The 21,033-nt window shown below is 75.2% G+C and carries 22 protein-coding genes; 14 read left to right on the forward strand and 8 right to left on the reverse strand.

Annotation, left to right across the window (positions count from 1 at the left end; genetic code table 11):
* Nucleotides 1-138 precede the first annotated feature (138 nt).
* From ACI783_RS05370 to ACI783_RS05380, 3 genes are read left to right on the forward strand one after another with little or no spacing between them, the layout of a single operon-like run.
* Nucleotides 139-468 carry a GNAT family N-acetyltransferase gene (locus tag ACI783_RS05370; protein ID WP_457139478.1) on the forward strand — a complete coding sequence of 110 codons (330 nt, stop codon included), beginning with the start codon at nucleotides 139-141 and terminating at the stop codon, nucleotides 466-468.
* Nucleotides 465-1,100, forward strand: a complete 636-nt coding sequence (locus ACI783_RS05375) for a GNAT family N-acetyltransferase (protein WP_457139479.1) — start codon at nucleotides 465-467, stop codon at nucleotides 1,098-1,100. Before ACI783_RS05370 ends, ACI783_RS05375 begins: the two co-directional genes overlap by 4 nt.
* Before the next feature lie 14 nt (nucleotides 1,101-1,114).
* The gene (locus ACI783_RS05380) at nucleotides 1,115-1,678 is read left to right on the forward strand and encodes a hypothetical protein (protein ID WP_457139480.1); all 564 of its coding nucleotides are present in this window, start codon (nucleotides 1,115-1,117) and stop codon (nucleotides 1,676-1,678) included.
* Between the two features lie 34 nt (nucleotides 1,679-1,712).
* Here ACI783_RS05380 and ACI783_RS05385 read toward each other — a convergent pair whose 3' ends face one another.
* On the reverse strand, nucleotides 1,713-1,850 hold the full coding sequence (locus ACI783_RS05385; RefSeq protein WP_457139481.1) for a hypothetical protein: 138 nt from the start codon (nucleotides 1,848-1,850) through the stop codon (nucleotides 1,713-1,715).
* A gap of 41 nt (nucleotides 1,851-1,891) precedes the next feature.
* Between ACI783_RS05385 and dtd the strand changes: the two genes are divergently transcribed.
* Together dtd and sigB are read left to right on the forward strand one after the other, a co-directional pair.
* Nucleotides 1,892-2,323 (forward strand): D-aminoacyl-tRNA deacylase, encoded by a 432-nt coding sequence (gene dtd, locus ACI783_RS05390; protein ID WP_457139482.1) that lies wholly within the window; start codon nucleotides 1,892-1,894, stop codon nucleotides 2,321-2,323.
* A gap of 247 nt (nucleotides 2,324-2,570) precedes the next feature.
* Nucleotides 2,571-3,554, forward strand: a complete 984-nt coding sequence (gene sigB, locus ACI783_RS05395; protein ID WP_457139483.1) for an RNA polymerase sigma factor SigB — start codon at nucleotides 2,571-2,573, stop codon at nucleotides 3,552-3,554.
* 116 nt (nucleotides 3,555-3,670) lie between these two features.
* Here the strand turns inward: sigB and ACI783_RS05400 are convergent, their stop codons facing one another.
* Both ACI783_RS05400 and ACI783_RS05405 read right to left on the reverse strand, forming a co-directional pair.
* Entirely contained in the window at nucleotides 3,671-6,346 is a 2,676-nt protein-coding gene (locus tag ACI783_RS05400; RefSeq protein WP_457139484.1) for a bifunctional acetate--CoA ligase family protein/GNAT family N-acetyltransferase, read from the reverse strand.
* 84 nt (nucleotides 6,347-6,430) lie between these two features.
* Nucleotides 6,431-7,615 (reverse strand): acetoin utilization protein AcuC, encoded by a 1,185-nt coding sequence (locus tag ACI783_RS05405; RefSeq protein WP_457139485.1) that lies wholly within the window; start codon nucleotides 7,613-7,615, stop codon nucleotides 6,431-6,433.
* A gap of 247 nt (nucleotides 7,616-7,862) precedes the next feature.
* Here ACI783_RS05405 and ACI783_RS05410 point away from each other — a divergent pair, with 247 nt between their 5' ends.
* Together ACI783_RS05410 and ACI783_RS05415 are read left to right on the forward strand one after the other, a co-directional pair.
* On the forward strand, nucleotides 7,863-8,582 hold the full coding sequence (locus ACI783_RS05410) for a metal-dependent transcriptional regulator (protein ID WP_457080688.1): 720 nt from the start codon (nucleotides 7,863-7,865) through the stop codon (nucleotides 8,580-8,582).
* A gap of 160 nt (nucleotides 8,583-8,742) precedes the next feature.
* Nucleotides 8,743-10,818 (forward strand): alpha/beta fold hydrolase, encoded by a 2,076-nt coding sequence (locus tag ACI783_RS05415; protein ID WP_457139486.1) that lies wholly within the window; start codon nucleotides 8,743-8,745, stop codon nucleotides 10,816-10,818.
* Between the two features lie 4 nt (nucleotides 10,819-10,822).
* Here the strand turns inward: ACI783_RS05415 and ACI783_RS05420 are convergent, their stop codons facing one another.
* Together ACI783_RS05420 and ACI783_RS05425 are read right to left on the reverse strand one after the other, a co-directional pair.
* Nucleotides 10,823-11,899 carry a DUF4192 domain-containing protein gene (locus tag ACI783_RS05420; protein WP_457139487.1) on the reverse strand — a complete coding sequence of 359 codons (1,077 nt, stop codon included), beginning with the start codon at nucleotides 11,897-11,899 and terminating at the stop codon, nucleotides 10,823-10,825.
* A 213-nt stretch (nucleotides 11,900-12,112) separates the two neighbouring features.
* Entirely contained in the window at nucleotides 12,113-12,406 is a 294-nt protein-coding gene (locus ACI783_RS05425; protein ID WP_457080682.1) for a Dabb family protein, read from the reverse strand.
* A 100-nt stretch (nucleotides 12,407-12,506) separates the two neighbouring features.
* Here ACI783_RS05425 and ACI783_RS05430 point away from each other — a divergent pair, with 100 nt between their 5' ends.
* The 7 genes from ACI783_RS05430 to ACI783_RS05460 all read left to right on the forward strand — a co-directional run bounded on the left by ACI783_RS05430 (nucleotide 12,507) and on the right by ACI783_RS05460 (nucleotide 18,292).
* Nucleotides 12,507-13,781: a glycosyltransferase family 4 protein gene (locus tag ACI783_RS05430; protein WP_457139488.1), complete on the forward strand. Its 1,275-nt coding sequence runs from the start codon at nucleotides 12,507-12,509 to the stop codon at nucleotides 13,779-13,781.
* The gene (locus tag ACI783_RS05435) at nucleotides 13,775-14,503 is read left to right on the forward strand and encodes a class I SAM-dependent methyltransferase (RefSeq protein ID WP_457139489.1); all 729 of its coding nucleotides are present in this window, start codon (nucleotides 13,775-13,777) and stop codon (nucleotides 14,501-14,503) included. The genes ACI783_RS05430 and ACI783_RS05435 overlap by 7 nt, the downstream gene beginning before the upstream one ends.
* Nucleotides 14,496-15,554 (forward strand): prenyltransferase, encoded by a 1,059-nt coding sequence (locus ACI783_RS05440; protein ID WP_457139490.1) that lies wholly within the window; start codon nucleotides 14,496-14,498, stop codon nucleotides 15,552-15,554. The genes ACI783_RS05435 and ACI783_RS05440 overlap by 8 nt, the downstream gene beginning before the upstream one ends.
* Entirely contained in the window at nucleotides 15,551-16,444 is an 894-nt protein-coding gene (locus ACI783_RS05445; RefSeq protein ID WP_457139491.1) for a glycosyltransferase family 2 protein, read from the forward strand. The genes ACI783_RS05440 and ACI783_RS05445 overlap by 4 nt, the downstream gene beginning before the upstream one ends.
* Nucleotides 16,441-17,370 carry a glycosyltransferase family 2 protein gene (locus tag ACI783_RS05450; RefSeq protein WP_457139492.1) on the forward strand — a complete coding sequence of 310 codons (930 nt, stop codon included), beginning with the start codon at nucleotides 16,441-16,443 and terminating at the stop codon, nucleotides 17,368-17,370. The genes ACI783_RS05445 and ACI783_RS05450 overlap by 4 nt, the downstream gene beginning before the upstream one ends.
* An 80-nt stretch (nucleotides 17,371-17,450) precedes the next feature.
* Nucleotides 17,451-17,966 carry a GNAT family N-acetyltransferase gene (locus ACI783_RS05455; protein ID WP_457139493.1) on the forward strand — a complete coding sequence of 172 codons (516 nt, stop codon included), beginning with the start codon at nucleotides 17,451-17,453 and terminating at the stop codon, nucleotides 17,964-17,966.
* Complete coding sequence (locus ACI783_RS05460) at nucleotides 17,963-18,292, forward strand: hypothetical protein (protein WP_457139494.1); 330 nt, start codon at nucleotides 17,963-17,965, stop codon at nucleotides 18,290-18,292. Before ACI783_RS05455 ends, ACI783_RS05460 begins: the two co-directional genes overlap by 4 nt.
* Before the next feature lie 11 nt (nucleotides 18,293-18,303).
* Here the strand turns inward: ACI783_RS05460 and pip are convergent, their stop codons facing one another.
* The 3 genes from pip to ACI783_RS05475 form a co-directional block, all read right to left on the reverse strand.
* Nucleotides 18,304-19,284 carry a prolyl aminopeptidase gene (pip, locus tag ACI783_RS05465; protein ID WP_457139495.1) on the reverse strand — a complete coding sequence of 327 codons (981 nt, stop codon included), beginning with the start codon at nucleotides 19,282-19,284 and terminating at the stop codon, nucleotides 18,304-18,306.
* Nucleotides 19,285-19,300: 16 nt separating this feature from the next.
* Complete coding sequence (locus ACI783_RS05470; protein WP_457139496.1) at nucleotides 19,301-19,921, reverse strand: TPM domain-containing protein; 621 nt, start codon at nucleotides 19,919-19,921, stop codon at nucleotides 19,301-19,303.
* A gap of 244 nt (nucleotides 19,922-20,165) precedes the next feature.
* Entirely contained in the window at nucleotides 20,166-20,885 is a 720-nt protein-coding gene (locus ACI783_RS05475) for a 4'-phosphopantetheinyl transferase family protein (protein WP_457139497.1), read from the reverse strand.
* Between the last annotated feature and the right edge of the window lie 148 nt (nucleotides 20,886-21,033).

Below are 21,033 nucleotides of genomic sequence, written 5' to 3' on the forward strand. Positions count from 1 at the left end.
GCGTCGCCATCCGGCGGGCCATGCCGACCGACGCCGCCGCCACGATGGTCGGCGAGACAGCGGCCCACGAGGACCAGGCCGCACGTGCACGTCGATGTCGCTCAGTGACGCCTGCTGCTCGGCCGACCCGAGGTGATCGTGCTGCTCGCCGAGCGCGCCATCGGCTACGTCTCCGCCGTCCGCCAGCTGCACCTGTGGACCGGCGGGGACGCGCTCAGCCTCGACGACCTCTACGTCCGTCCCGGCCACCGCGACGCCGGCGTCGGCCGCAAGCTCATGGCCGCCCTCGCCACTCTTGCCGCGCCCGAACAGCTGCTCATCCGCTGGGGCATGGAGGTCGACAACGCCGACGTCCAGCGCTTCTACCGCCGCCTCGGCGCCACCCTGCGGCCCAAGATGCTCGCCGCCTGGACCCCAGCCGCCTACCGCCACCTGACACCGACCCGGCACCACACGGAGGAGCGATGACGCTGCACCAGCGCCCCGCCACGGCCGACGACGCCCCAATCGCGGCCGCGCTACTCGCCGACGCCTTCACCGACTACCCGTGGACCCGCTGGACCGTCGCCGCCGACGACCACGAACGGCGGCTCACCGCGCTGCAGCACCTGTACCTCAGCGCCGTCGCCCTGCCCCACGGGCACGTCGACCTCGGCTACACCGACGACACCCTGGTCACCGTCGCCGTCTGGCTGCCCGGCACCGCCGTTCCCGACCACGTCTGGCGCGAGGTCGGCCCGGTGGCCGCCGAGCTGGCCGGCAAGCGTGCGGCCGCAGCGGCCGCCGCCGAGGAACTGCTCGCCCCGCACCGGCCCTGCGGCGAGCACCTGCTGCTGGCCAGCGTCGGCGTGGCGCAGGACCAGCAGGGGCAGGGCCTGGGGGCAGCTGCCCTGCAGCCGGGCCTTGCCCGCGCCGACCGATACGGCCTGCCGGTGCACCTGGAGACCAGCGCGCCGCGCAACGTGCGATTCTACGAGCGCCTCGGCTTCACGATCACCGCCGTCGTCGACCTGCCCGACGCTGGCCCACGCACCTGGCTGATGCGCCGTGCGCCACGTCCTGCCGTCGCGGACCCTGCCGTCACCGGCACGGCGGTCTGAGTGGAGCCCATCAGTTGAGCGAGTTCTTGATCGCCCTCATCGTGGCCTGCGAGATCGGCTTCTGGTGCCTGCTCGGCGCCGGCCTGGTCACCCGCTACCTCCTGCGTCTGCGCCGCACCAGCTCGGTCCTGCTGGCCGGCCCCCCGGTGCTCGACCTCGTCCTGCTCACCGCCTCCGTCCTCGACCTCCGCTCCGGCAGCACGGCCGGCGCCGCGCACGGGCTCGCCGCCGTTTACATCGGCTTCTCCGTGGCCTTCGGGCCGATCACCCTCAGCTGGGCCGATCAGCGCTTCGCCCACCGCTTCGCCGGGAGCCCGTCACCCGTCCGCCGGCCGAAGTACGGGCAGGCACGGGCCCGCTACGAGTGGCGGCTGTGGGCCCGCGCGCTCGCCGGGTGGGCGGTCGCCTGTGGCCTGCTCGGCCTGGCCATCCTCGCCGTCGACGACCCCGGGCGCACCGTGCATCTGGCCGGCTGGATCAACGGCCTGACCGCCGGCGTGATCATCTGGGCACTGGGCTGGCCGCTGCCCTGGACCCTGTGGCCGCAGACCCCCCGGTCACGACGTCCCACCTCGTGACCGGGTGCACGATCGAACGGCACCGCCCACCGGGTCACACGCCGCTGGCCGAACGGTCACTGCTTCGTTGACGCACGTGGTGGTCCAGGAGCATCCCGAGGAGGAGCGCGAGCGGGTCGCGTCCGAGCAGGTCGTCGGCGGCGTCGTCCTGGGTGAGGCGGAGGGTCGGCACGCAGGTGATCCTGCCCGACCGGCCCGGGTGAGGATGGCTCGGTGCGCGCAGTGGTGACGAGGGTGAGCTCGGCGTCGGTGACGGTGGACGGCGAGGTCGTCGGGGAGATCGGTGCCGGGCTGCTGGCCCTGGTCGGCGCCGGGCGCGACGACGACGCCGACCGGGCCCGCGCCCTGGCGCGCAAGCTGCACGAGCTGCGGGTCTTCGCCACCGACGACGGCGCCTGGTCCGTGGGCGACCTGGGCCTGCCGGTGCTGGTGGTCAGCCAGTTCACCCTCTACGCCGACACCCGCAAGGGCCGCCGCCCCTCCTGGCAGGACGCGGCGCCCGGCGAGGTCGCCGAACCGCTGGTGACGGAGGTCGTCGCCGAGCTGCGCCGCCGGGGGACGGTGGTGGCGACCGGGCGCTTCGGCGCGCGGATGCAGGTGGCCTCGGTCAACGAGGGCCCGATGACCTTGCAACTCGAGGTCTGATCCGGTCAGCACCGGGTACGGGGAAGAGTGCTGTCAGTCACACCTGGCCGTTGCCTGTGAGTTGTCCGGGGTCGGAACACCCGTCCGGTCCGGTCCGTTGCACACGACGTACCACAACGGACATCACGGGCGGAGAGCCACCCCGGGCGCCACCGGGCCGACGCTCTGACCGACCACGCCGGGATGTGCAGCGAGCCGACGACGGCCGCGGTGCATCCGGACACCGAAGCAAGGACGAAGACTCATCGTGACGCTGCTGCAGTCCTCCACCACCGACACCCTCGAGGTGCGCTCGCCGCGCCGTGCCCCGGACACCAGTGGCCTGGTGTCGACGGACCTGGTGCGCGTCTACCTCAACACCATCGGCAAGACCGCGCTGCTGACCGCCGAGCAGGAGGTCGAGCTGGCCAAGCGCATCGAGGCCGGCCTCTACGCCGACCGGCTGCTGGCCGAGAAGAAGCTCACCCCCGCGCTGACCCGCGACTACAAGCTGCTCGCCGCGGACGGCAAGGCGGCCAAGGCGCACCTGCTGGAGGCCAACCTCCGGCTGGTCGTCTCGGTGGCCAAGCGCTACACCGGCCACGGCATGACGTTCCTGGACCTCATCCAGGAGGGCAACGTCGGCCTGATCCGCGCGGTCGAGAAGTTCGACTACACCAAGGGCTTCAAGTTCTCGACCTACGCCACGTGGTGGATCCGCCAGGCCATCACCCGCGCCATGGCCGACTCCGGCCGCACCATCCGGCTGCCCGTGCACCTGGCCGAGCAGGTCAACAAGGTCGTGCGCACCCGGCGCCGGATCCACCAGGAGCTGGAGCGGGAGCCCACCCCCGAGGAGCTGGGTCTCGAGCTCGACATGACCCCCGAGCGGATCACCGAGCTGCTCGAGTACTCCCGCGACCTGGTCAGCCTCGACCAGACCGTCGGCGCCGACGAGGAGTCCCGTCTCGGCGACTTCATCGAGGACGCCGACGCCGCGGTCGCCGAGGACGCCGTCGCCTTCCAGATGATGAAGGGCGACGTGCGCAACGTCCTGGAGACCCTGGAGGAGCGCGAGCGCGACGTCGTGATCATGCGCTTCGGTCTGGACGGCGAGCAGCCGCGCACGCTGGAGCAGATCGGCAAGCGGTTCGGGCTCTCCCGCGAGCGGGTGCGCCAGATCGAGCGCGAGACGATGACCAAGCTGCGCGACCCGCAGCGCGCCGACGCCCTCCGGGACTACCTCGGCTGACGGCCTCCCGGCCGTCACCGCGGCCAGGTTCCGTGCCCCTGTGGCGCCGAGCCACCGCCCGGCTGGAGCATCGACGAGCCGGTCACCCTTCCTCGGGTGACCGGCTCGTTCGCGTCTCAGGACCCGGCGGGGCGGAACATCCTCCGGGGGCCCTGGTCGATGCGGGCGGTGGGCGGCCCCACCCTGACCGCCGCACCGGCCACCACCAGCGAGCGGCCACCGTGCCAGGCGTCGGCCGGTCCGACGATCACCGGCTCCAGCGTCAGCCCGAGCACCTCCGGCAGGTCGTCGGCCAGCCGGGCCACCCGCAGCAGCAGCTCCTCCAGGGCGGCGGTGTCCACCGGCGCACTCCCCCGGTAGCCGTCGAGCAGCGGCCACGCCCGGGGCTCCCGGACCAGCTCGTGGGCGTCCAGGTCGGTCAGCGGCAGCGTCCGGTAGGCACGGTCGCCCAGCAGGTCGGTCGCCACCCCGCCGAGGCCGAAGCTGACCAGCGCACCGAAGGACGGGTCGTCGACCACCTCGACGACCGTGCCCACCCCCGGAGCCGCCTGCTCCTGCACGATCACCGGATCGCCGGCCGGGATGGCGGCGAACGCGGCGCGCACATCCTCGGCGTCGGCCAGGTCGAACCGCATCCCACCCAGGTCGCGACGGTCGCGCAGCCACGGCGCCGTCGACTTCAGCACCACCGGGTAGCCGATCTGCTCCGCGGCGGCGACCGCCGCATCGGCGTCCTCCACCCGGCGGGTGCCCAGCAGCGGGATGCCGTAGGCCCGCAGCAGGGCCATCGTCTCCTCGTCGGTGAGGTCGCGGCCGGCGGGCGTGCCGGTCAGCGCGCCGAGCACCGCCGTGCGGCCGGCCTCCTCGTCGATCCCGTCCAGGTCCGGGACGACGCCGATCGGCCGTCGCCGCCAGCGGGCGTACTCGCTGACCTTGGCCAGCGCGATCACCGCCCGCTCGGGAGTGGAGAAGGACGGCACCGACCCCCGGGCCGGCATGCCGTGCTCGTCGCGCACCGCCAGCTCGTCGGGGATGCCGTCGGTGGACAGGTAGTTGGCGACCACCGGCTTCGCCGCCCCCTCGGAGACCTCGCGCAGCACCCGGCCGAAGGTCTGCTCCCCGCTGAGCAACGGCGGGAGGAACACCGCGACGACCGCGTCGACCGCGTCGTCGTCGACCGCGGCCTGCAGGGCGGCCCGGAAGTCCTCCGGGTCCCCCTGGGTGCCGATGTCGACCGGCCGGTCGTGGGCCAACTGCAGGCCCCGGTCCAGGACGGCGTCGGCGACCAGAACGCCCATCGCGGTCGAGTTGCCGACGATCGCCACCCGGTCACCGGCCGGCAGCGGCTGGTGGGCCAGCAGGGTGCCGACGTCGAACAGCTGGGCCAGGGTGTCGACCCGGATGACACCCGCCGAGGCGAACAGCGCCGCGACCGACTGCTCGGGCACCGCGACGCTGGTGCCGGCCAGCCCGGCGGTCATCTTCACGTGCCGGCCGCTCTTGACCGCGACGACCGGCTTGGTGCGGCCGACGCTGCGGGCCAGCCGGGCGAACTTGCGCGGGTTGCCGAAGCTCTCCAGGTGCAGCAGCACCACCTCGGTGGCCGGGTCGGTGGCCCAGTACTGCAGCATGTCGTTGCCGCTGACGTCGGCACGGTTGCCCGCGGAGACGAAGCTGGACAGCCCGATGCCGCGTCCCCGCGCCCGCTCCAGCAGTGCCACGCCCAGCGCGCCGGACTGGGCGAAGAACCCGACCCGGCCCCGCCCGGGGACGTACGGCGCCAGGCTGGCGTTCAGCCGGACCGCCGGGTCGGTGTTGACGACGCCCAGGCAGTTGGGGCCGACCACGCGCATGCCCGACGCCCGGGCCGAGGCCACCAGCGCACGCTCCGCCGCCCGGCCCTCCGACCCGGTCTCGCCGAACCCGCCGGAGATGACCACCAGCCCCTTGACCCGCTTGCGACGGCAGGCCTCCACGACGCCCGCGACCTCCTCGGCGGGCACGGCCAGCACGGCCAGGTCGACGTCGTCGGGGATCGACTCGATGTCCGCGTGCGCCGGCACGCCGCGCACGTGGCGCACCGCGGGGTTGACCGGGTAGATCGGCCCGGCGAACCCGTACTCCAGCAGGTTGTGCAGCACCGCCGACCCCACCTTGCTCGGGTCGTTGCTCGCGCCGACCACCGCCACCGAGCCGGGGGTCAGCAGCCGGCCGATGGACCGCGACTCGCTGCGCTGCTCGCGCTCGTGCGCCACCGCCAGCGACTGCTCGGTGGGGGCGATGGGGAAGGTCAGGTGCACGACGCCGTCCTCGTAGGACCGCTGGGCCGAGTAGCCGGCGTCCTGGAACACCCGGACCATCGCGCTGTTCTGGCTGAGCACCTCGGCGACGAAGCGGCTGATCCCCCGCTCACGGGCGGCCGCGGCCAGGTGCTCCAGCAGCACCGACCCCAGCCCGCGGCGCTGGTGCGCGTCCTCGATGAGGAAGGCGACCTCGGCGTCGGCGGTGCCCGGCAGCCGGTCGTAGCGGCCCACCCCGATCAGCTCGTCGCCGAGCAGGACGACGAAGGCCACCCGGTCGACGTGGTCGACGTGGGTGAACCGGTGCAGGTCCTTGTCCGACAGGCGCCGCACCGGGCCGAAGAACCGGTAGTAGCGGGTCTGCTCGCTGCTGCGGTCCATCAGCCCGACGATGCCGTCGGCGTCCTCGGGCGTGATCGGGCGCAGGTGCACGGTGCCGCCGTCGGCGGCGACGACGTCGGCCTCCCAGTGCGGCGGCGGCGCGGGGCTCACGGATGGGTCCTCGGTCATGGGTTCTCCCGGCCACCTCGTAGGGGCCCGCCACGAGCTCGCGAGTGGTGGGGGGCGAGGTGGTCCTTAGTCACGGGGGTCGTCCGGGTCGAGTCCGAAGTAGGGGAAGGCGGCCGTGCGGGTGCGCAGGATGGCCCGGTCGACCCGGTTCTCGGTGAACGGGTCCCACCGGGGGAAGCCCACGTAGCCGCCCTCGGTCATCGACTCGGGAGGCTCGACCCGCAGTCCGCGGCGGCGGACGTCGTCGCGCCACGCCTGCGGGATCTCCGTGGACGGGGCCAGCCGGTCACCGCTGGCCTCGGCGATCAGGTGGGTCCAGGCGCGCGGCACGCAGCGCACCAGTCCGTATCCGCCACCGCCCAGGGCGATCCACCGGCCGTCGCAGACCTCGTGGGCCAGGTCGTGCACCGCCCGGTAGGAGGCGCGCTGACCGTCGACGGTGAGCCCGAGGTCGGCCAGCGGGTCCTCGTGGTGGGCGTCGCAGCCGCACTGGGTGACCAGGATCTGCGGGGCGAAGGCGCGCACCACGCTGGGCACCACCGCGTGGAACGCGCGCAACCAGCCGGCGTCGTCGGTGCCGTTGGGCAGCGCCAGGTTGACCGCACTGCCCAGCGCCCGCTGCGGGTCACCGGTCTCCTCCGGGTAGCCGGTGCCCGGGAACAGGGTGAGCGGCGTCTGGTGGACGCTGACCGTGAGCACCCGCGGGTCGTCGTAGAAGGCGGCCTGCACGCCGTCCCCGTGGTGGACGTCCAGGTCGACGTAGGCGATCCGCTCGTAGCCCTGGCGCAGCAGCCAGGCGATCGCCACGGCTGCGTCGTTGAACACGCAGAACCCGGAGGCCGTGTCGCGCATGGCGTGGTGCAGCCCGCCGGAGATGTTGACCGCGTGCTGGGCCTTGCCGGAGTGCACCTGCTGGGCGGCGAGCACGCTGCCGCCGGTGATCAGCGCGGCCGCGTCGTACATGCCCGCGAAGACCGGGTTGTCCGGGGTGCCGAGGCCGTGCCCGGCGGCGGCCGGGTCGTCGGGGGCCCGCCGCACCGCGTCCAGGTAGCCCTGGCCGTGCACCAGCCGGAGCAGGTCCTCGTCGGCCGGGGTGGGCCGCAGCACCTCCAGCCCGGGCCGGTCCAGCACGCCGAGCGACTGCGCCAGCTCGATGGTCAGCTCCAGGCGCAGCGGGTGCATCGGGTGGTCGCCGCCCATGGTGTAGCCGAGCAGCGCGTCGTCCCAGACCACCGCGACGGAGTCACTCACGGGCCCTCCCTCGCTGGTCCTCGTCCTCGGCAGGCACGGCGGTGCCGAACCACCGCTGCTCCCCGGCGAGCAGCCGGCTCTGCCGTGCCCGGACGCTACCGGGCGCCGGCCACCCCGCGCCGCCGCGGCGTCGGGTCGTCGGGTCGTCGGGTCGTCGGGTCGTCGGGTCGTCGGGTCGTCGGGTCGTCGGAGCCCGCCGGGTGGCCGACGCCTCGTAGAATCCTCGGCACCTGACGGAGGAGTGGACGTGAACGACCTCATCGACACCACGGAGATGTACCTCCGGACCATCTTCGAGCTCGAGGAAGAGGGGATCACCCCTCTCCGGGCCCGCATCGCCGAGCGCCTGCACCAGAGCGGCCCCACCGTGAGCCAGACCGTGGCCCGCATGGAGCGCGACGGGCTGCTGACCGTGCAGGGCGACCGCCACCTGCAGCTGTCCGACGAGGGGCGCGAGCTGGCGACCGCCGTCATGCGCAAGCACCGGCTGGCCGAGTGCCTGCTGGTGGACGTGATCGGCCTCGACTACGCCGACGTCCACGAGGAGGCCTGCCGCTGGGAGCACGTGATGAGCGAGGCGGTGGAACGCAAGATCCTCACCCTGCTCGACAACCCCACGGTCTCCCCGTTCGGCAACCCCATCCCGGGCCTCGACGCCCTCGGCGGCGACACCTCCGCGGTGCTCGACGCGCTCACCCTGCTCTCCACCACGGCCACGCCCGAAGGGCGCCAGGTGGTGGTCCGCCGGATCAGCGAGCAGCTCCAGGAGGACGCCCAGCTCCTCCGGTCGCTGGCCGACCAGGGCGTCCGCCCCGGTTCGACGGTGACCGCGTCGCTGTCCAACGGCGCCGTCCTCGTCGACGGGGTGCCGCTGCAGCCCGGGGTCGCCCAGCACGTCTTCGTCAGCGCCGTCGACGACGACCTCACCCCGGTCGAGGCCGCCGAGGCGACCGCCGGCGTCGGCTGACGGCACGACCGGCAGCTCCCGCGAGCCGCGACCCCCACCGGGGCCGCGGCTCGCGTCGTTCCGGCGCCCGGCCACCGGGCCGACAACTCCTTCGCCGGGCTCACGATCTCCTCACTAGGCTCGGCGGTGCCCCGCCCGGACGCACAGAGAGAAGGCACCGGTGAGCGACTCCGCAGCTCCCTCCGGCGACCAGCCGCAGGCCACCCCGTTCCACCGGCTCGCCGACTTCATGGCGCTGCCACGCCTCGGCGGCCTGGCCCTCTCCCCCGACGGCACCCGGCTGGTCACGGCGGTCGCGACGCTGAACCCGGCGGGCACCGCCTGGCAGTCGGCCCTGTGGGAGGTCGACCCGGCCGGGCGCCGCTCCGCGCGGCGCCTGACCCGGGGGCCGGTCGCTGAGTCCGCGCCGGTGTTCACCCCCGCGGGCGACCTGCTGTTCACCTCCGCCCGCCCCGACCCCGACGCCGGCAAGGACGCCGGTGAGCCGAAGCCGGCGCTGTGGTGCCTGCCGGCCGACGGCGGGGAGGCACGGCTGGCCCTGCAGCGGGTCGCCGGCATCAGCGGCGTGCTGGTCGCCGCCGACACCGGCGAGGTGGCGGTGCTCGCCTCGACCACGCCGGGCGCGGCGGACGCCGCCGACGACGAGCAGCGGCGCAAGGAGCGCGCGGACGCCGGCGTGACCGCGGTGCTGCACGAGAGCTACCCGGTGCGCTTCTGGGACCACGACCTCGGCCCCGCGGTCCCGCACCTGTACTGGCTCGGGCGGCTGCCCGCCGACCCGGCCGCCGGCGCCCGTCCCGAGCCCGCGGAGTGGCGGGACCTGACCCCCGAGGCGGCCGCCCCGCTGGGCGCGGGCGACGACGTCGCCGTCTCCCCCGACGGCCGGTTCGTGGCCCGCGGCGAGGACGTGCCCGACGGGCCGGCCGGCCGCCGCTCCCGGCTGGTGCTCACCGAGGTGGCCACCGGGCGGACCCGGGTGCTGGTCGACGACCCGCAGGCCGACGTCCACTCCCCTCGCTTCTCCCCGGACTCCACCCGGCTGGTGTGCGTGCGGGAGTCGGCCTCCACGTTCAGCGAGCCGCCGGACTACACGCTGCTGCTGGTCGACCCGGTCACCGCCGACTCCCGCGACCTCACCGCCGACTTCGACCGCTGGCCCAGCGCGCCGCAGTTCGCCGCCGACGGCACCGCGGTGTACTTCCTCGCCGACGAGGACGGGCGGCACGCCGTCTTCCGGGTCGCGCTGGACGGCGCCGCCCCGGTGCGGCTGACCGGTGACGGCGCCTACAGCGACCTGCAGGTGGCCCGCGACGGCAGCGCGCTGTACGCCCTGCGCTCGGCCTACGACTCCCCGCCGGTGCCGGTCCGGCTGGACCCGGTCGCGACCGGTCAGCAGCCCACCCCGCTGCCCAACCCTGGCACCGTCGACTCCCTCCCCGGCACGCTCCGCGAGCTCGACGCCACCGCTGCCGACGGCACCCGGGTGCAGTCCTGGCTGGTGCTGCCCGACGGAGCGAGCGCCCGGCAGCCGGCACCGCTGGTGCTGTGGGTGCACGGCGGCCCGCTGATGAGCTGGAACGGCTGGTCCTGGCGGTGGACACCGTGGCTGCTGGCCGCCCGCGGCTACGCCGTCCTGCTGCCCAACCCGGCGCTGTCGCAGGGCTTCGGACAGGACTTCGTCCGCCGGGGCTGGGGTGAGTGGGGCGGCGCCCCGTACACCGACCTGATGGCCGCGGTGGACGCCGCCGAGGCGCTGCCGGAGATCGACGCGACCCGCACCGCGGCGATGGGCGGCTCCTTCGGTGGCTACATGGCCAACTGGATCGCCACCCAGACCGACCGGTTCGCCGCGATCGTGACCCACGCGAGCCTGTGGCACCTGGACCAGTTCGCCGGGACGACGGACTCCGCCTACTACTGGGAGCGGGAGTTCGGTGACCCGCTGACCGAGCCCCGGCGGTACGAGCAGAACTCGCCGCACCGCTACGCCGACGCGATCCGCACGCCGATGCTGGTCATCCACGGCGACAAGGACTACCGGGTGCCGATCGGCGAGGGGCTGCGGCTCTGGTACGACCTGCAGAAGCGCGGGGTGCCGTCGAAGTTCCTCTACTTCCCCGACGAGAACCACTGGGTGCTCACCCCCGGCAACGCGACGGTCTGGTACGAGACGGTGCTCGGGTTCCTGGCCGAGCACGTGCTGGGCCAGGAGTGGGAGCGGCCCGCCCTGCTGTGACCTCTCACCAGGGCCACCAGTCCGGCGCCGACTGTCGGAGCCGGGGCACGACGGGCGGGTCGGCGGCCTCGCGGACCAGGTCGCGGATGGCCGCCGGCGGCAGGCACGCGTCCAGCGCCCGCCGCAGCAGGACCGCGAGCGTGTAGCCCGGTTCGCTCGCCAGCGCCCGGTCCAGGGACACGTTGGCCAGCGCCCCGCTGCCCCGGGCCCACGCGGTGACCGCGAGCAGGGTGGCCGGCGCCGCGTCCAGCGGCGCCGGCGCCCGCCGGGTCAGCTCGGTGAACACCTGCTCGGCCCCGGCCGCCGACGGCCCGGTGCACAGCCCCACCGCGCGGTCCCGGACGTCGATGTCGCGCAGCCCCCAGGCCAGCCGGGCGGCCTCGGCGTCGGTCAGCGCGGCGGTCGAGCCCGGGCCGCAGCGGTCGACGGCGGCGCGGAGCAGCTCCCAGGACTCCTCGGTCACCTCCTCCCAGGCAGTGCCCAGCAGCCGCCGGGCCATGACCTGGCCGACCTCGTCGCAGGCCCGGGCCATCCCCTCGGCCGCCAGGAAGCCGACCGGGGCGACCCGCCGGACCAGGGCCGCCCGGTCGGCCTCCACCACCTGGCCCTCGAGCGTCGCCGCGAGGGCCAGCTGACTGGTGCCCGTGGGGACCGGGCGCCCGGCGCCCGGGGCGCAGCACCGGTCGGCGCAGTCGTAGGACCACCAGCGGCCGCCGCGCACCAGCAGCACGTCCCGGACGGCCACCCCGGCCGCGTCGAACTCCAGCACGGTCCGGTGCAGCAGCTCCCGTTGCGGCAGCTGGGGGGCCGGGTCATCGTCCTCGTCGGTCACCACCACGACGACGACCGCCGACGGGGCGTCGGTGAGCACCGAGTGGACCAGCCCGCGCACCACCTGGTCGCGGTCGGCCGGGGACGGCAGGTCCACCCGCGCGGTGAGGCCCACCAGCGTCCCCCGGTCCCGCAGGCTCAGGACGACCAGCGACTCGACCGGGTGGAAGCCGACCAGGTGCGGGAGGGCGGCGGCGACGTCGCCGGGGCCGCTGAGGCGGACCGGAGCAGGGCGTTCGGATGCGGTCATGGCGACGAGGCTCGCCGTGCGGCGGCCGTCGATCACCGGTCCGGGCCAGGTTGTGGACGACGCCGTCAGCTGTGGACGACGACCGGCCGAGTACCTCCGCGACCGGCCAGGCTGCCGCCCGTGCCCCTGCGCCTGCCCGTACCCGTGCCCGACACCGCCCCCGCGGTGGCCCCGCACCCGCGCCGCGGTGACGACCCGGGGCGCTCCTCGCGCTCAGACCTCGTACTGGACCGCCGTCCGGCTCGCCAGGTGCGGGCGCACGTGCTCGGTCAGCACGGCCAGGTGCCGCGGGTCGTCGGCGTAGGCGCGGAAGGCCTGCACGTCGGGGAAGTCCGCCACCAGCGCCACGTCGGCGTTGCCGTCGACCAGATGGGCATCGGGCCCCACCGCGAAGGAGGTCATGCCCCCGACCTCCGCCGGCAGCCGGCGCAGCGCGGCCACGGCGGCGGCACGCACCTCCGGGGAGGTCTCCGGGGTCCAGGTGAAGAGCACGACGTGACGCAGCATGCCCGCACCCTGCCAGGCCGCCGGCCGGTGGGCGACCGGGCGTTCCGCACCGTCCCGGCCGTGCGCGGGGCGGACCTGCACCGCTGGTTAGAGTCCGGGCATGGGACGGTCGTTGCGCGTCGCACTGCTGTCCTACCGGAGCAAGCCGCACGGCGGCGGTCAGGGTGTCTACGTCCGGGCCCTGTCGCACGAGCTGCGCGAACTCGGCCACCGGGTCGAGGTGCTCAGCGGCCAGCCGTACCCGGAGCTGGCCGACGGCGTGCCGCTGACCGAGGTGCCCAGCCTCGACCTCTACCGCGAGCCCGACCCCTTCCGCACGCCCCGGCCCGCGGAGTTCCGCGACCTGGTCGACGTCCTGGAGTGGGCGACGATGTGCACCGCCGGCTTCCCCGAACCGCTCACCTTCAGCCTGCGGGCAGCCCGCCTGCTCCGCCGCCGCACCGGCGAGTTCGACCTGGTGCACGACAACCAGTCGCTGGGGTGGGGGCTGCTCGGCCTGCGCCGCGCCGGGCTCCCGACCGTCGCCACGGTCCACCACCCGGTCGCGATCGACCGGGACCTGGAACTCGCCGCCGCCCCCGGGCTGCGCCGGCAGCTGACGCTGCGCCGCTGGTACGCCTTCACCGGCATGCAGGCGCGGGTCGCCCGCCGGCTGGACGCCATCACCACCGTCTCGGAGAACAGCCGCGCCGACATCGAACGGCACATGGGGGTGCCCGCCCGCGCCGTCGACGTCATCCCGGTCGGCATCGACCCGGAGGTGTTCCGCCCCGGCACCGCCCCGCGCGACCCGGCCACCGTGCTGGTCACCGCGAGCGCCGACGTGCCGCTGAAGGGGCTGGTGCCGTTGCTGGAGGCGGTCGCCAAGCTGCGCACCGAGCGGGAGGTCCGCCTGGTCGTGGTGGGCAGCGTCCGCCCGGGTGGCCCGGCGGCCGCCGCCCTGGCGCGGCTCGGGCTGCAGGAGGCGGTGCGCGTCACCGGGCCGGTTCCGCAGGCGGAACTCGTACGGCTGCTGCAGACCGCCACGGCGGTCGCCGTGCCGTCGCTGTACGAGGGCTTCTCGCTGCCCGCGGTCGAGGCGATGGCCTGTGCCACCCCGTTGGTGACCACCGACGCCGGGGCGCTGCCGGAGGTGGTCGGTTCGCACGCCGGCGTGCAGGTGCCCGCCGGCGACGTCGACCGGCTCGCCGCCGCGCTGCAGCTGGTGCTGGACCACCCCTCGCTGCAGGACCAGCTGGGCCGGGCCGGGCGCGCCCGCGTACTGGCCAACTACACCTGGCGCCGCACCGCCGAGCGCACCGCGGCCTGGTACGAGGAGGTGCTCGTCCGGCGTGCGCCGGACGGGCCCCGGGCAGGGAGCGCTCCCGCGTGCTGACCGTCGACTACGACCTGCTCGGCGTCGCCCCCGGCATGCGGGTGCTCGACCTGGGGTGCGGCGAGGGCCGGCACGCCTTCGAGGCCTACCGCCGGGGCGCCGAGGTGTTGGCCGTCGACTGGGGCGCCGCCGAGGTCACCACGACCCGGACCTGGCTGCAGGCGATCGCGGCAGCCGGTGAGGCCCCGCCCGGCGCCGCGGCCGAGGTCGCGCGCGGCGACCTGCGCGCCCTGCCGGTCCCCGACGCCAGCGTCGACCGGGTCATCGCCTCGGAGGTGCTCGAGCACATCCCCGACGACCGGACCGCCCTCGCCGAGATCGCCCGGGTGCTCAGACCGGGCGGCCGGGTGGCGGTCACCGTGCCCCGCTACGGTCCGGAACGGGTCTGCTGGGCGCTGTCGGACGACTACCACGCCAACGAGGGCGGGCACATCCGCATCTACCGCGGCGACCAGCTGTGGGAGCGGCTGGCCGCAGCCGGGCTGCGCCCGACGCGCACCCACCACGCGCACGCGCTGCACGCGCCCTACTGGTGGCTCAAGTGCGCCGTCGGCGTCGACCGGGACACCTGGGCCACGCGGGCCTACCACCGGCTGCTGGTCTGGGACCTGGTGCGCCGCCCGTGGGTGACGCGCACCGCCGAGCGGCTGCTGGACCCGGTCATCGGCAAGAGCCTGGTGGTCTACGCCGAGAAGCCGGTGGCACGGGGCACCGATGACTGACCACCTCCCCGACCTGCCCGGTGTGCTGCGCGCCGACCAGCTGCGGGCGACGGTCGCCGCGATCGCGGCCGAGCAGGCGGGTGACGGCGCGCTGCCCTGGTTCCGCGGCGGGCAGCTGGACGCCTGGGACTCCGTCGAGGCGGCGATGGCCCTGGACGTCGGCGGGGAACACACTCGTGCCGCGGCCGCCTACGAGTGGCTGGCCGCCCGCCAGCGGCCCGACGGGTCGTGGGCCGCGGAGTACCGGGACGGCGCCGTCGTCGCCCCCGGGACCGAGAGCAACCACGCCGGCTACCTGGCCGTCGGCGTCTGGCACTCCTGGCTGAGCTGCGGCGACGACGGCCTCGTCGACCGGCTGTGGCCGGCCGTCCGGCGCGCCCTGGACCTGGTGACGGCGATGCAGCTGCCCACCGGGGCGATCGGCTGGGCGCTGCGGCCCGACGGGACCCCCGACGACACGGCGCTGCTGACCGGCAACGCCAGCCTCTTCCAGTCGCTGCGCTGCGGCATCGCGCTGGCCGACGTGGTCGGGCAGCCCCAGCCCGACTGGGACCTCGCCGCGACCGGCCTGGGCGCGGCGCTCCGCGAACGGCCCGAGGTGTTCGCCGACCGCTCCCGGTGGTCGATGGACTGGTACTACCCGGTGCTCGCCGGCGCGGTCACCGGCCGCGCCGCGCACGAGCGCCTGGCCGCCGGGTGGGACACCTTCGTGGTGCCCGGCCTCGGCGTGCGGTGCGTCGCCGACCGGCCCTGGGTCACCGGGGCCGAGACCTGCGAGCTGGCCCTCGCGCTCGCCGCGTGCGGTCGACCGGACGACGCCGCCGAGCAGCTGGCCGCGATGCAGCACCTGCGGGCCGACGACGGCTCGTACTGGACCGGCTTCGTCTACCCGGACGACGCGCGGTGGCCGGTCGAGCGCACCACCTGGACCGCCGCCGCGGTGGTGCTGGCCGCCGACGCGATCGCCGGCACCGGCCCGGCCAGCGGCCTGTTCGCCGACCCCGCGCACCTCTGCGGCCCGGTGGCCGATGTGATCGAGGACCGGGGTTGACCGGCCCCGACGCCGGGCACGGTGCGCACGTGATCACCGAGCTCGACCCCACGCGCCCCGCGGTGACCTGTGTGGTGGCCAGCCGCAACCGGCGCGACGACCTGCTCGCCAGCCTGCCCCGGCACGAGGCCCCGGTCGTCCTGGTCGACAACGCCTCCACCGACGGCACCGTGGCAGCCGTCCGGGCCGCCCACCCCGAGGTCACGGTCGTGCCGCTGCCCGACAACGCCGGCGCCCTGGCCCGCACCGTCGGCGTCGAGCGCGCCGGCACCCCGTTCGTGGCCTTCACCGACGACGACTCCTGGTGGGCGCCGGGCGACCTGGCGCGCGCGGTGGCGATCATGCGCGCCCACCCCCGGCTCGGCTTGCTGGCCGCCCGGATCCTCGTCGGACCGGAGGAACGCCTCGACCCGGTCTGCGAGGTGATGGCGGCCAGCCCGCTCGGCACCGACCCGGACCTGCCCGGCCCGTCGCTGCTCGGCTTCGTGGCCTGCGCGGCCCTGGTGCGCACCGAGGCGTTCACCACGGCCGGCGGGTTCGACCCGGTGATCCGCTTCCCCGGCGAGGAGGAGCGCCTCGCGCTGGACCTGGCTGCGGCCGGCTGGGGCCTGGCCTACGTCGACGGGGTCACCGTGCACCACCACCCGTCACCACGCCGCGAGCCGGCAGCCGACCGGCAGGCCGGCCTGTGGCGCAGCCGGGTGCTCACGGCGCTCATGCGCTACCCGCTGCGCGACCTGGCCGGTCAGCTGCTGCGCGCGCTGCGCGCCGGGCGGCCGGGCCTGAGGGGTCTGGCCGGTGCCCTCCCCCGGGTGCCCGCCGCCCTGCGCCGACGCCGCGTCCTGCCCACGACCGTGATGTCCGGAGTCCGGGAGCTGCAGCACTCATGACGAGCGAACTGGCCGAACCGGCCACCACCGGCACCGACCCGCGGGTGGCCGTCGTCGTCATCACGCACAACCGCCGCGACGAACTGCTTCTCGCGTTGACCCGGCTGCGCGCGCTGCCCGAGCAGCCGCACGTGGTGGTCGTCGACAACGGATCGTCCGACGGCACCGCCGACGCGGTCCGCCGGGAGCACCCCTGGGCCGAGCTCATCGCCAGCCCGGCGAACCTGGGCGCGGTGGGCCGCAACGTGGGGGTGGCCCGGCTGGACACCCCCTACGTCGCCTTCTGCGACGACGACACCTGGTGGGACCCGGGCTCGTTGCGCGCCGCCGCCGACGCCTTCGACGCCCACCCCCGGCTGGCCGTGGTCACCGCCCGGATCCTCGTCGAACCGGGCAGCACCGAGGACCCGATCGTGGCCGAGCTGCGCGACTCCCCCGTCGTCGGCGCCGACTGGCTGCCCGGCCCCGCGCTGGGCAGCTTCCTCGCCGGCGCCAGCGTGGTCCGCCGCGAGGCCTTCGACGAGGTCGGCGGGTTCAACGAGCGGCTGTGGCTGGGTGGTGAGGAGGAGCTGATGGCCGGCGACCTCGCCGCCCGCGGCTGGGAGCTCTGCTACCTGCCCGAGCTGACCATCCACCACCAGGCCAGCACCGCGCGCGACCCGCACAAGCGGCGGGCCGACGGCATCCGCAACACCCTCTGGACGACGTGGCTGCGCCGCCCGCTGAGGCCGGCGCTGCGCCGCACGCTGCACCTGCTGCGCACCGTGCCGAAGGACCGGGTGACCGCCCGCGGGCTCCTGGCCGCGATCCGCGGGCTGCCGTGGCTGGTGCGCGAGCGGCGGGTGCTGCCGCCGCACGCCGAGGCACGGTTCGCCGCGCTGGAGGACGCGCAGCGGAGATCGACCGCCCGGCGGTACGTCAGCTGAGCACCGTCCGCCCGGCGCGGGCGACCGACGCGCACGCCATCGGCGAGGCCCTCGCCCACGCCTTCACCGACTACCCCTGGGTGCGCTGGGCCCTCGGGGACGACGGGCTGCGCGACCGGCTGACCGGGCTGTACCGGCTGGAAGCCGGGCTGCTCGGCGTCGAGACGCACGGCACCTGGCTGGCCGAGGACGACGGGCAGGTGCTCGCCGCGGCGTGCTGGGTCCGGCCCGACGCCGCCCCGTCGGCGGCGACGGCACAGCTGGTCGCCGACCAGGTGGGGGCGCTGCTCGGGGACCGCGGCCCGGTGCTGGCCGCCGCGGAGGAGGCCAGCACCGCCCTGCACCCACCGGGCGAGCACTGGTTCCTGGCCTGCGTCGGCACCCGCCCCGCGGCTCGCGGTCGCGGCCTGGCCACGGCCCTGCTGCGGGCCGGGCTCGAGGCGGTCGACGCGGCGAGGGCGAGCGCCCTGCTGGAGACCTCGGCGGCGGGCAACGTCCGGCTCTACGAGCGGCTGGGGTTCGCCGTCGTCGGCGAGGTCGACCCACCCGGCGGCGCACCGCACACCTGGGTGATGCACCGGGCAGCGGCCCGGTGACCACGCCGTCGAGCGCCGGCGAGCTCGCCCCGCGGGTCTGCCTCTTCCCCGACTACACCACCGAGTGGCCGCTGTGGACCACCGGCATGACCCCCGGGTACCGGCTCGGCCTCTCCCCCGAGCTGCAGCTCCGGCTCCGCGAGTGGGCGGCCTTCTTCGACGCGCACTTCCACCACGAGGACGGCTGGGACCACCCTGGGCACCGGTCCGAGTTCGCCGCACGCGGCGAGGAGCTCGCCGCCGCGCTGCGCGCCGAGCTGCCCGGCTCCGAGGTGGTCTACGACGACTGGGCCACCCGCGACCCGTCCGAGGACCCCGGGAGCTGAGGGCGGGGCGGTCAGCGGCGGACGGCGAACCGGTCCAGCGCCGCGGTCATGGCCTCCCGCATGGTGGCGCCCCCGTGTCCGGCGTCGCCGAGGACGACCAGCTCGCTGTCCGGCCACGCGGAGTGCATGCGCCAGGCGGTGTCCAGCGGTCCGCTCACGTCGAGCCGGCCGTGCACCAGCACGCCCGGGATCCCGGCCAGCCGGCCGGCGTCACGCAGCAACTGGCCGTCGTCGAGGAAGCAGCCGTTGCTCCAGTAGTGGGTCACCAGCCGGGCGAAAGCCAGCTGGAAACCGGGATCGGCCACCGACAGCGACGGCTGGGCGTCCGGGGCGAGGGACACGTGGACGTCCTCCCAGGTGCACCACTCCAGGGCGGCCCGCGCCCGCACGGCCGGATCCGGGTCGTGCAGCAGCCGGCTGTAGGCCGCGGCCAGGTCGCCGTCGCGCTCGGCGGCGGGCACCCCGTCCCGGAACCGCTCCCACTCCCGCGGGAACACCCGACCCATGTCCCGGGTGATCCAGTCGGTCTCCCGCCGGTCGCCGTTGGTGATCGCGGCCAGCACCAGCTCGGTGACCCGCTCGGGGAAGGACTCGGCGTAGGCGAACGCCAGGGTGACGCCCCACGAGCCGCCGCTGACCAGCCAGCGGTCGATGCCCAGGTGCTCCCGGAGCCGCTCCAGGTCGGCGACCAGGTGCGGGGTGGCGTTGGCCGACAGGTCGACCTCGGGCTCCCCGGCCCACGGGGTGCTCCGTCCGGCGTTGCGCTGGTCGACCAGCACCACCCGGTAACGCCGCGGGTCGAACTGGCGCCGCATCCCCGGGGTGCAGCCCTGCCCGGGGCCGCCGTGCAGCACGACCGCGGGCTTGCCGTCGGGGTTGCCGCAGACCTCCCAGTACAGCGAGTGGCCGTCGCCGACGTCGAGCATCCCGGTCGCGTACGGCTCGATCGGCGGGTACAGCCCGCTCACCGGGCCCGCTGGTGCAGCCGCCACGTCGTGGACCGTCGGGTCACCTCGACCCCACCGGGCTGTCGGGCTCCGCCGGGGCAGGCTCCCGTGCGACCGGGTCGCTCCGCCGGGAGACGAGGTAGAGCGCGGTCAGCACGGCGCCCAGGGCGACCACGACCGCCGCCGTCCGCTCCCCCGACCACGACGGCAGAGCCGGGTCGACGACCTCGGTCGACTGCAGCCCGTCGGCCAGGGCCACCACCGCGCCGGACCAGTTCCCGTCCACGACGGCCGGCTCGACCTCCTCGCTCATCAGGGTCTCGACGGCATCCGGCTCGACCGGTGACTCGTCCCCGATCCACCACTCGTACTCGGCCTCGTCCGTCGCGACGGCCAGCAGCAGCTCCTCGTCACCGAGCTCCGACTCCGCTGCGGTCAGCTCCGCCCAGTCGGCGTCGTCGTCCTCGCCGTCGAAGGAGGGCACGAAGACGGCGGACAGCACGAGCCCCGTCTCCGACCGCAGCTCCGCCAGGGCGTCCTCCGCCGCGGCCGCGCCGTCCCCGAGGACGCCGGCTTCGTCCGTGACCGGGGCGTCGACCGCGACCGGCTGCTCCGCCGACGCGACGGCGGCGGGCAGCGACGCGGTGATCAGGACGGTCAGCAACGCGATTCGGGTGCGCACACACACTTCCTCTGGATCGGTGACCGGGTGCCCGCGGCGGACATCGTTCCCGCGGTCCTCGCGGCGGCCGCCGGACGTGGCCGGAGCCTCTCTTCGCGATCATGAACGGCAACTCGGTGCATGGTGGGAAAAGGCCACCACCTTCCCCGCCACGCGGAATGTCGACCTATTTCGGTCAGTGTCCGATGACGGAAAGCAATGACCCGTTGCCGTTCTCCGAGACGCGGCGCCTGCCCGTTCAGGATCACGGGTGCACCGGGGGCAGGTCGGCGAGCGACCGGACGTCCGGCGTGGACGCACCCGCGACCGAGACCACCGCACCCCGCGCCGGATCGCACCAGTCGACGAGATGGAGGCCGCGGTAGCGGGCGACCGACCAGCCGGCCTGCTCCCGACGCTCCGCCACCCGGGACAGGTCGAGCCGGTGCATCCCGCTCAGCGACGCCACGCCCGTCTTCACCAGGCACTCCTTGCGCACCCAGAACCGGAGGGCGAGCAACGACGGATCGGCCGCCGAACGCACCTGCCGCTGTTCGGCCGCAGCGAGCCCGGGGAACGGTCCGGCCGCGGGACCGCCCGGCGGCAGCGCCTCGACGTCCACCCCGACCGGGTGCCACGCAGCAGCCGCCACCACAGCGCCGCGGGTGTGCGCCCAGCTGACCTGCACGTCGGGCAGGCCGACGAGGGAAGGGCGGCCGTGCCCCGTCGTCCCGCAGTCGGAGCACCACTGGCGCACGGCCAGGTCGGCCACCGGCCGTCCGGTCAGCGCGGCGGCGCACCAGCGCACCAGCAGGTGCGCGGCGACGTAGGCGTCCCGGTCCGCCGGGTCCCGGAGCGCCTCGCTGCGCGCCCGTTCGACGTCGTCGAGGAGCCGGGGGTCGGCTCCGGCGAGCACCTCGGCGGGGCTGGCCACCACGACCAGCGGTCGCCGGGCCAGCAGCCGGCGGGCACGTCGCAGCACCACGTCCACGCCTCCCCGTCCACCGACCTCGTCACCGGTCGCCCGTGCGCGCCGCGTCGCGCAGGTGAGCGCCATTACCGGCTGTTCACCCTGTGCAATTGTTCAATGACACGTTGACGCGCTTGACGAGTTTTCGTTCCACATCGTCTGA

Source organism: Modestobacter sp. SYSU DS0511 (assembly GCF_054050755.1).

Bases quoted from the DNA above. Each gene is read 5' to 3' on its own strand.
- ACI783_RS05430 (WP_457139488.1), top strand. From the start codon at position 12,507: ATGGGACGGTCGTTGCGCGTCGCACTGCTGTCCTACCGGAGCAAGCCG.
- ACI783_RS05450 (WP_457139492.1), top strand. From the start codon at position 16,441: ATGACGAGCGAACTGGCCGAACCGGCCACCACCGGCACCGACCCGCGG.
- ACI783_RS05440 (WP_457139490.1), top strand. From the start codon at position 14,496: ATGACTGACCACCTCCCCGACCTGCCCGGTGTGCTGCGCGCCGACCAG.
- ACI783_RS05420 (WP_457139487.1), bottom strand. From the start codon at position 11,899: ATGACCGCATCCGAACGCCCTGCTCCGGTCCGCCTCAGCGGCCCCGGC.
- ACI783_RS05375 (WP_457139479.1), top strand. From the start codon at position 465: ATGACGCTGCACCAGCGCCCCGCCACGGCCGACGACGCCCCAATCGCG.
- ACI783_RS05425 (WP_457080682.1), bottom strand. From the start codon at position 12,406: ATGCTGCGTCACGTCGTGCTCTTCACCTGGACCCCGGAGACCTCCCCG.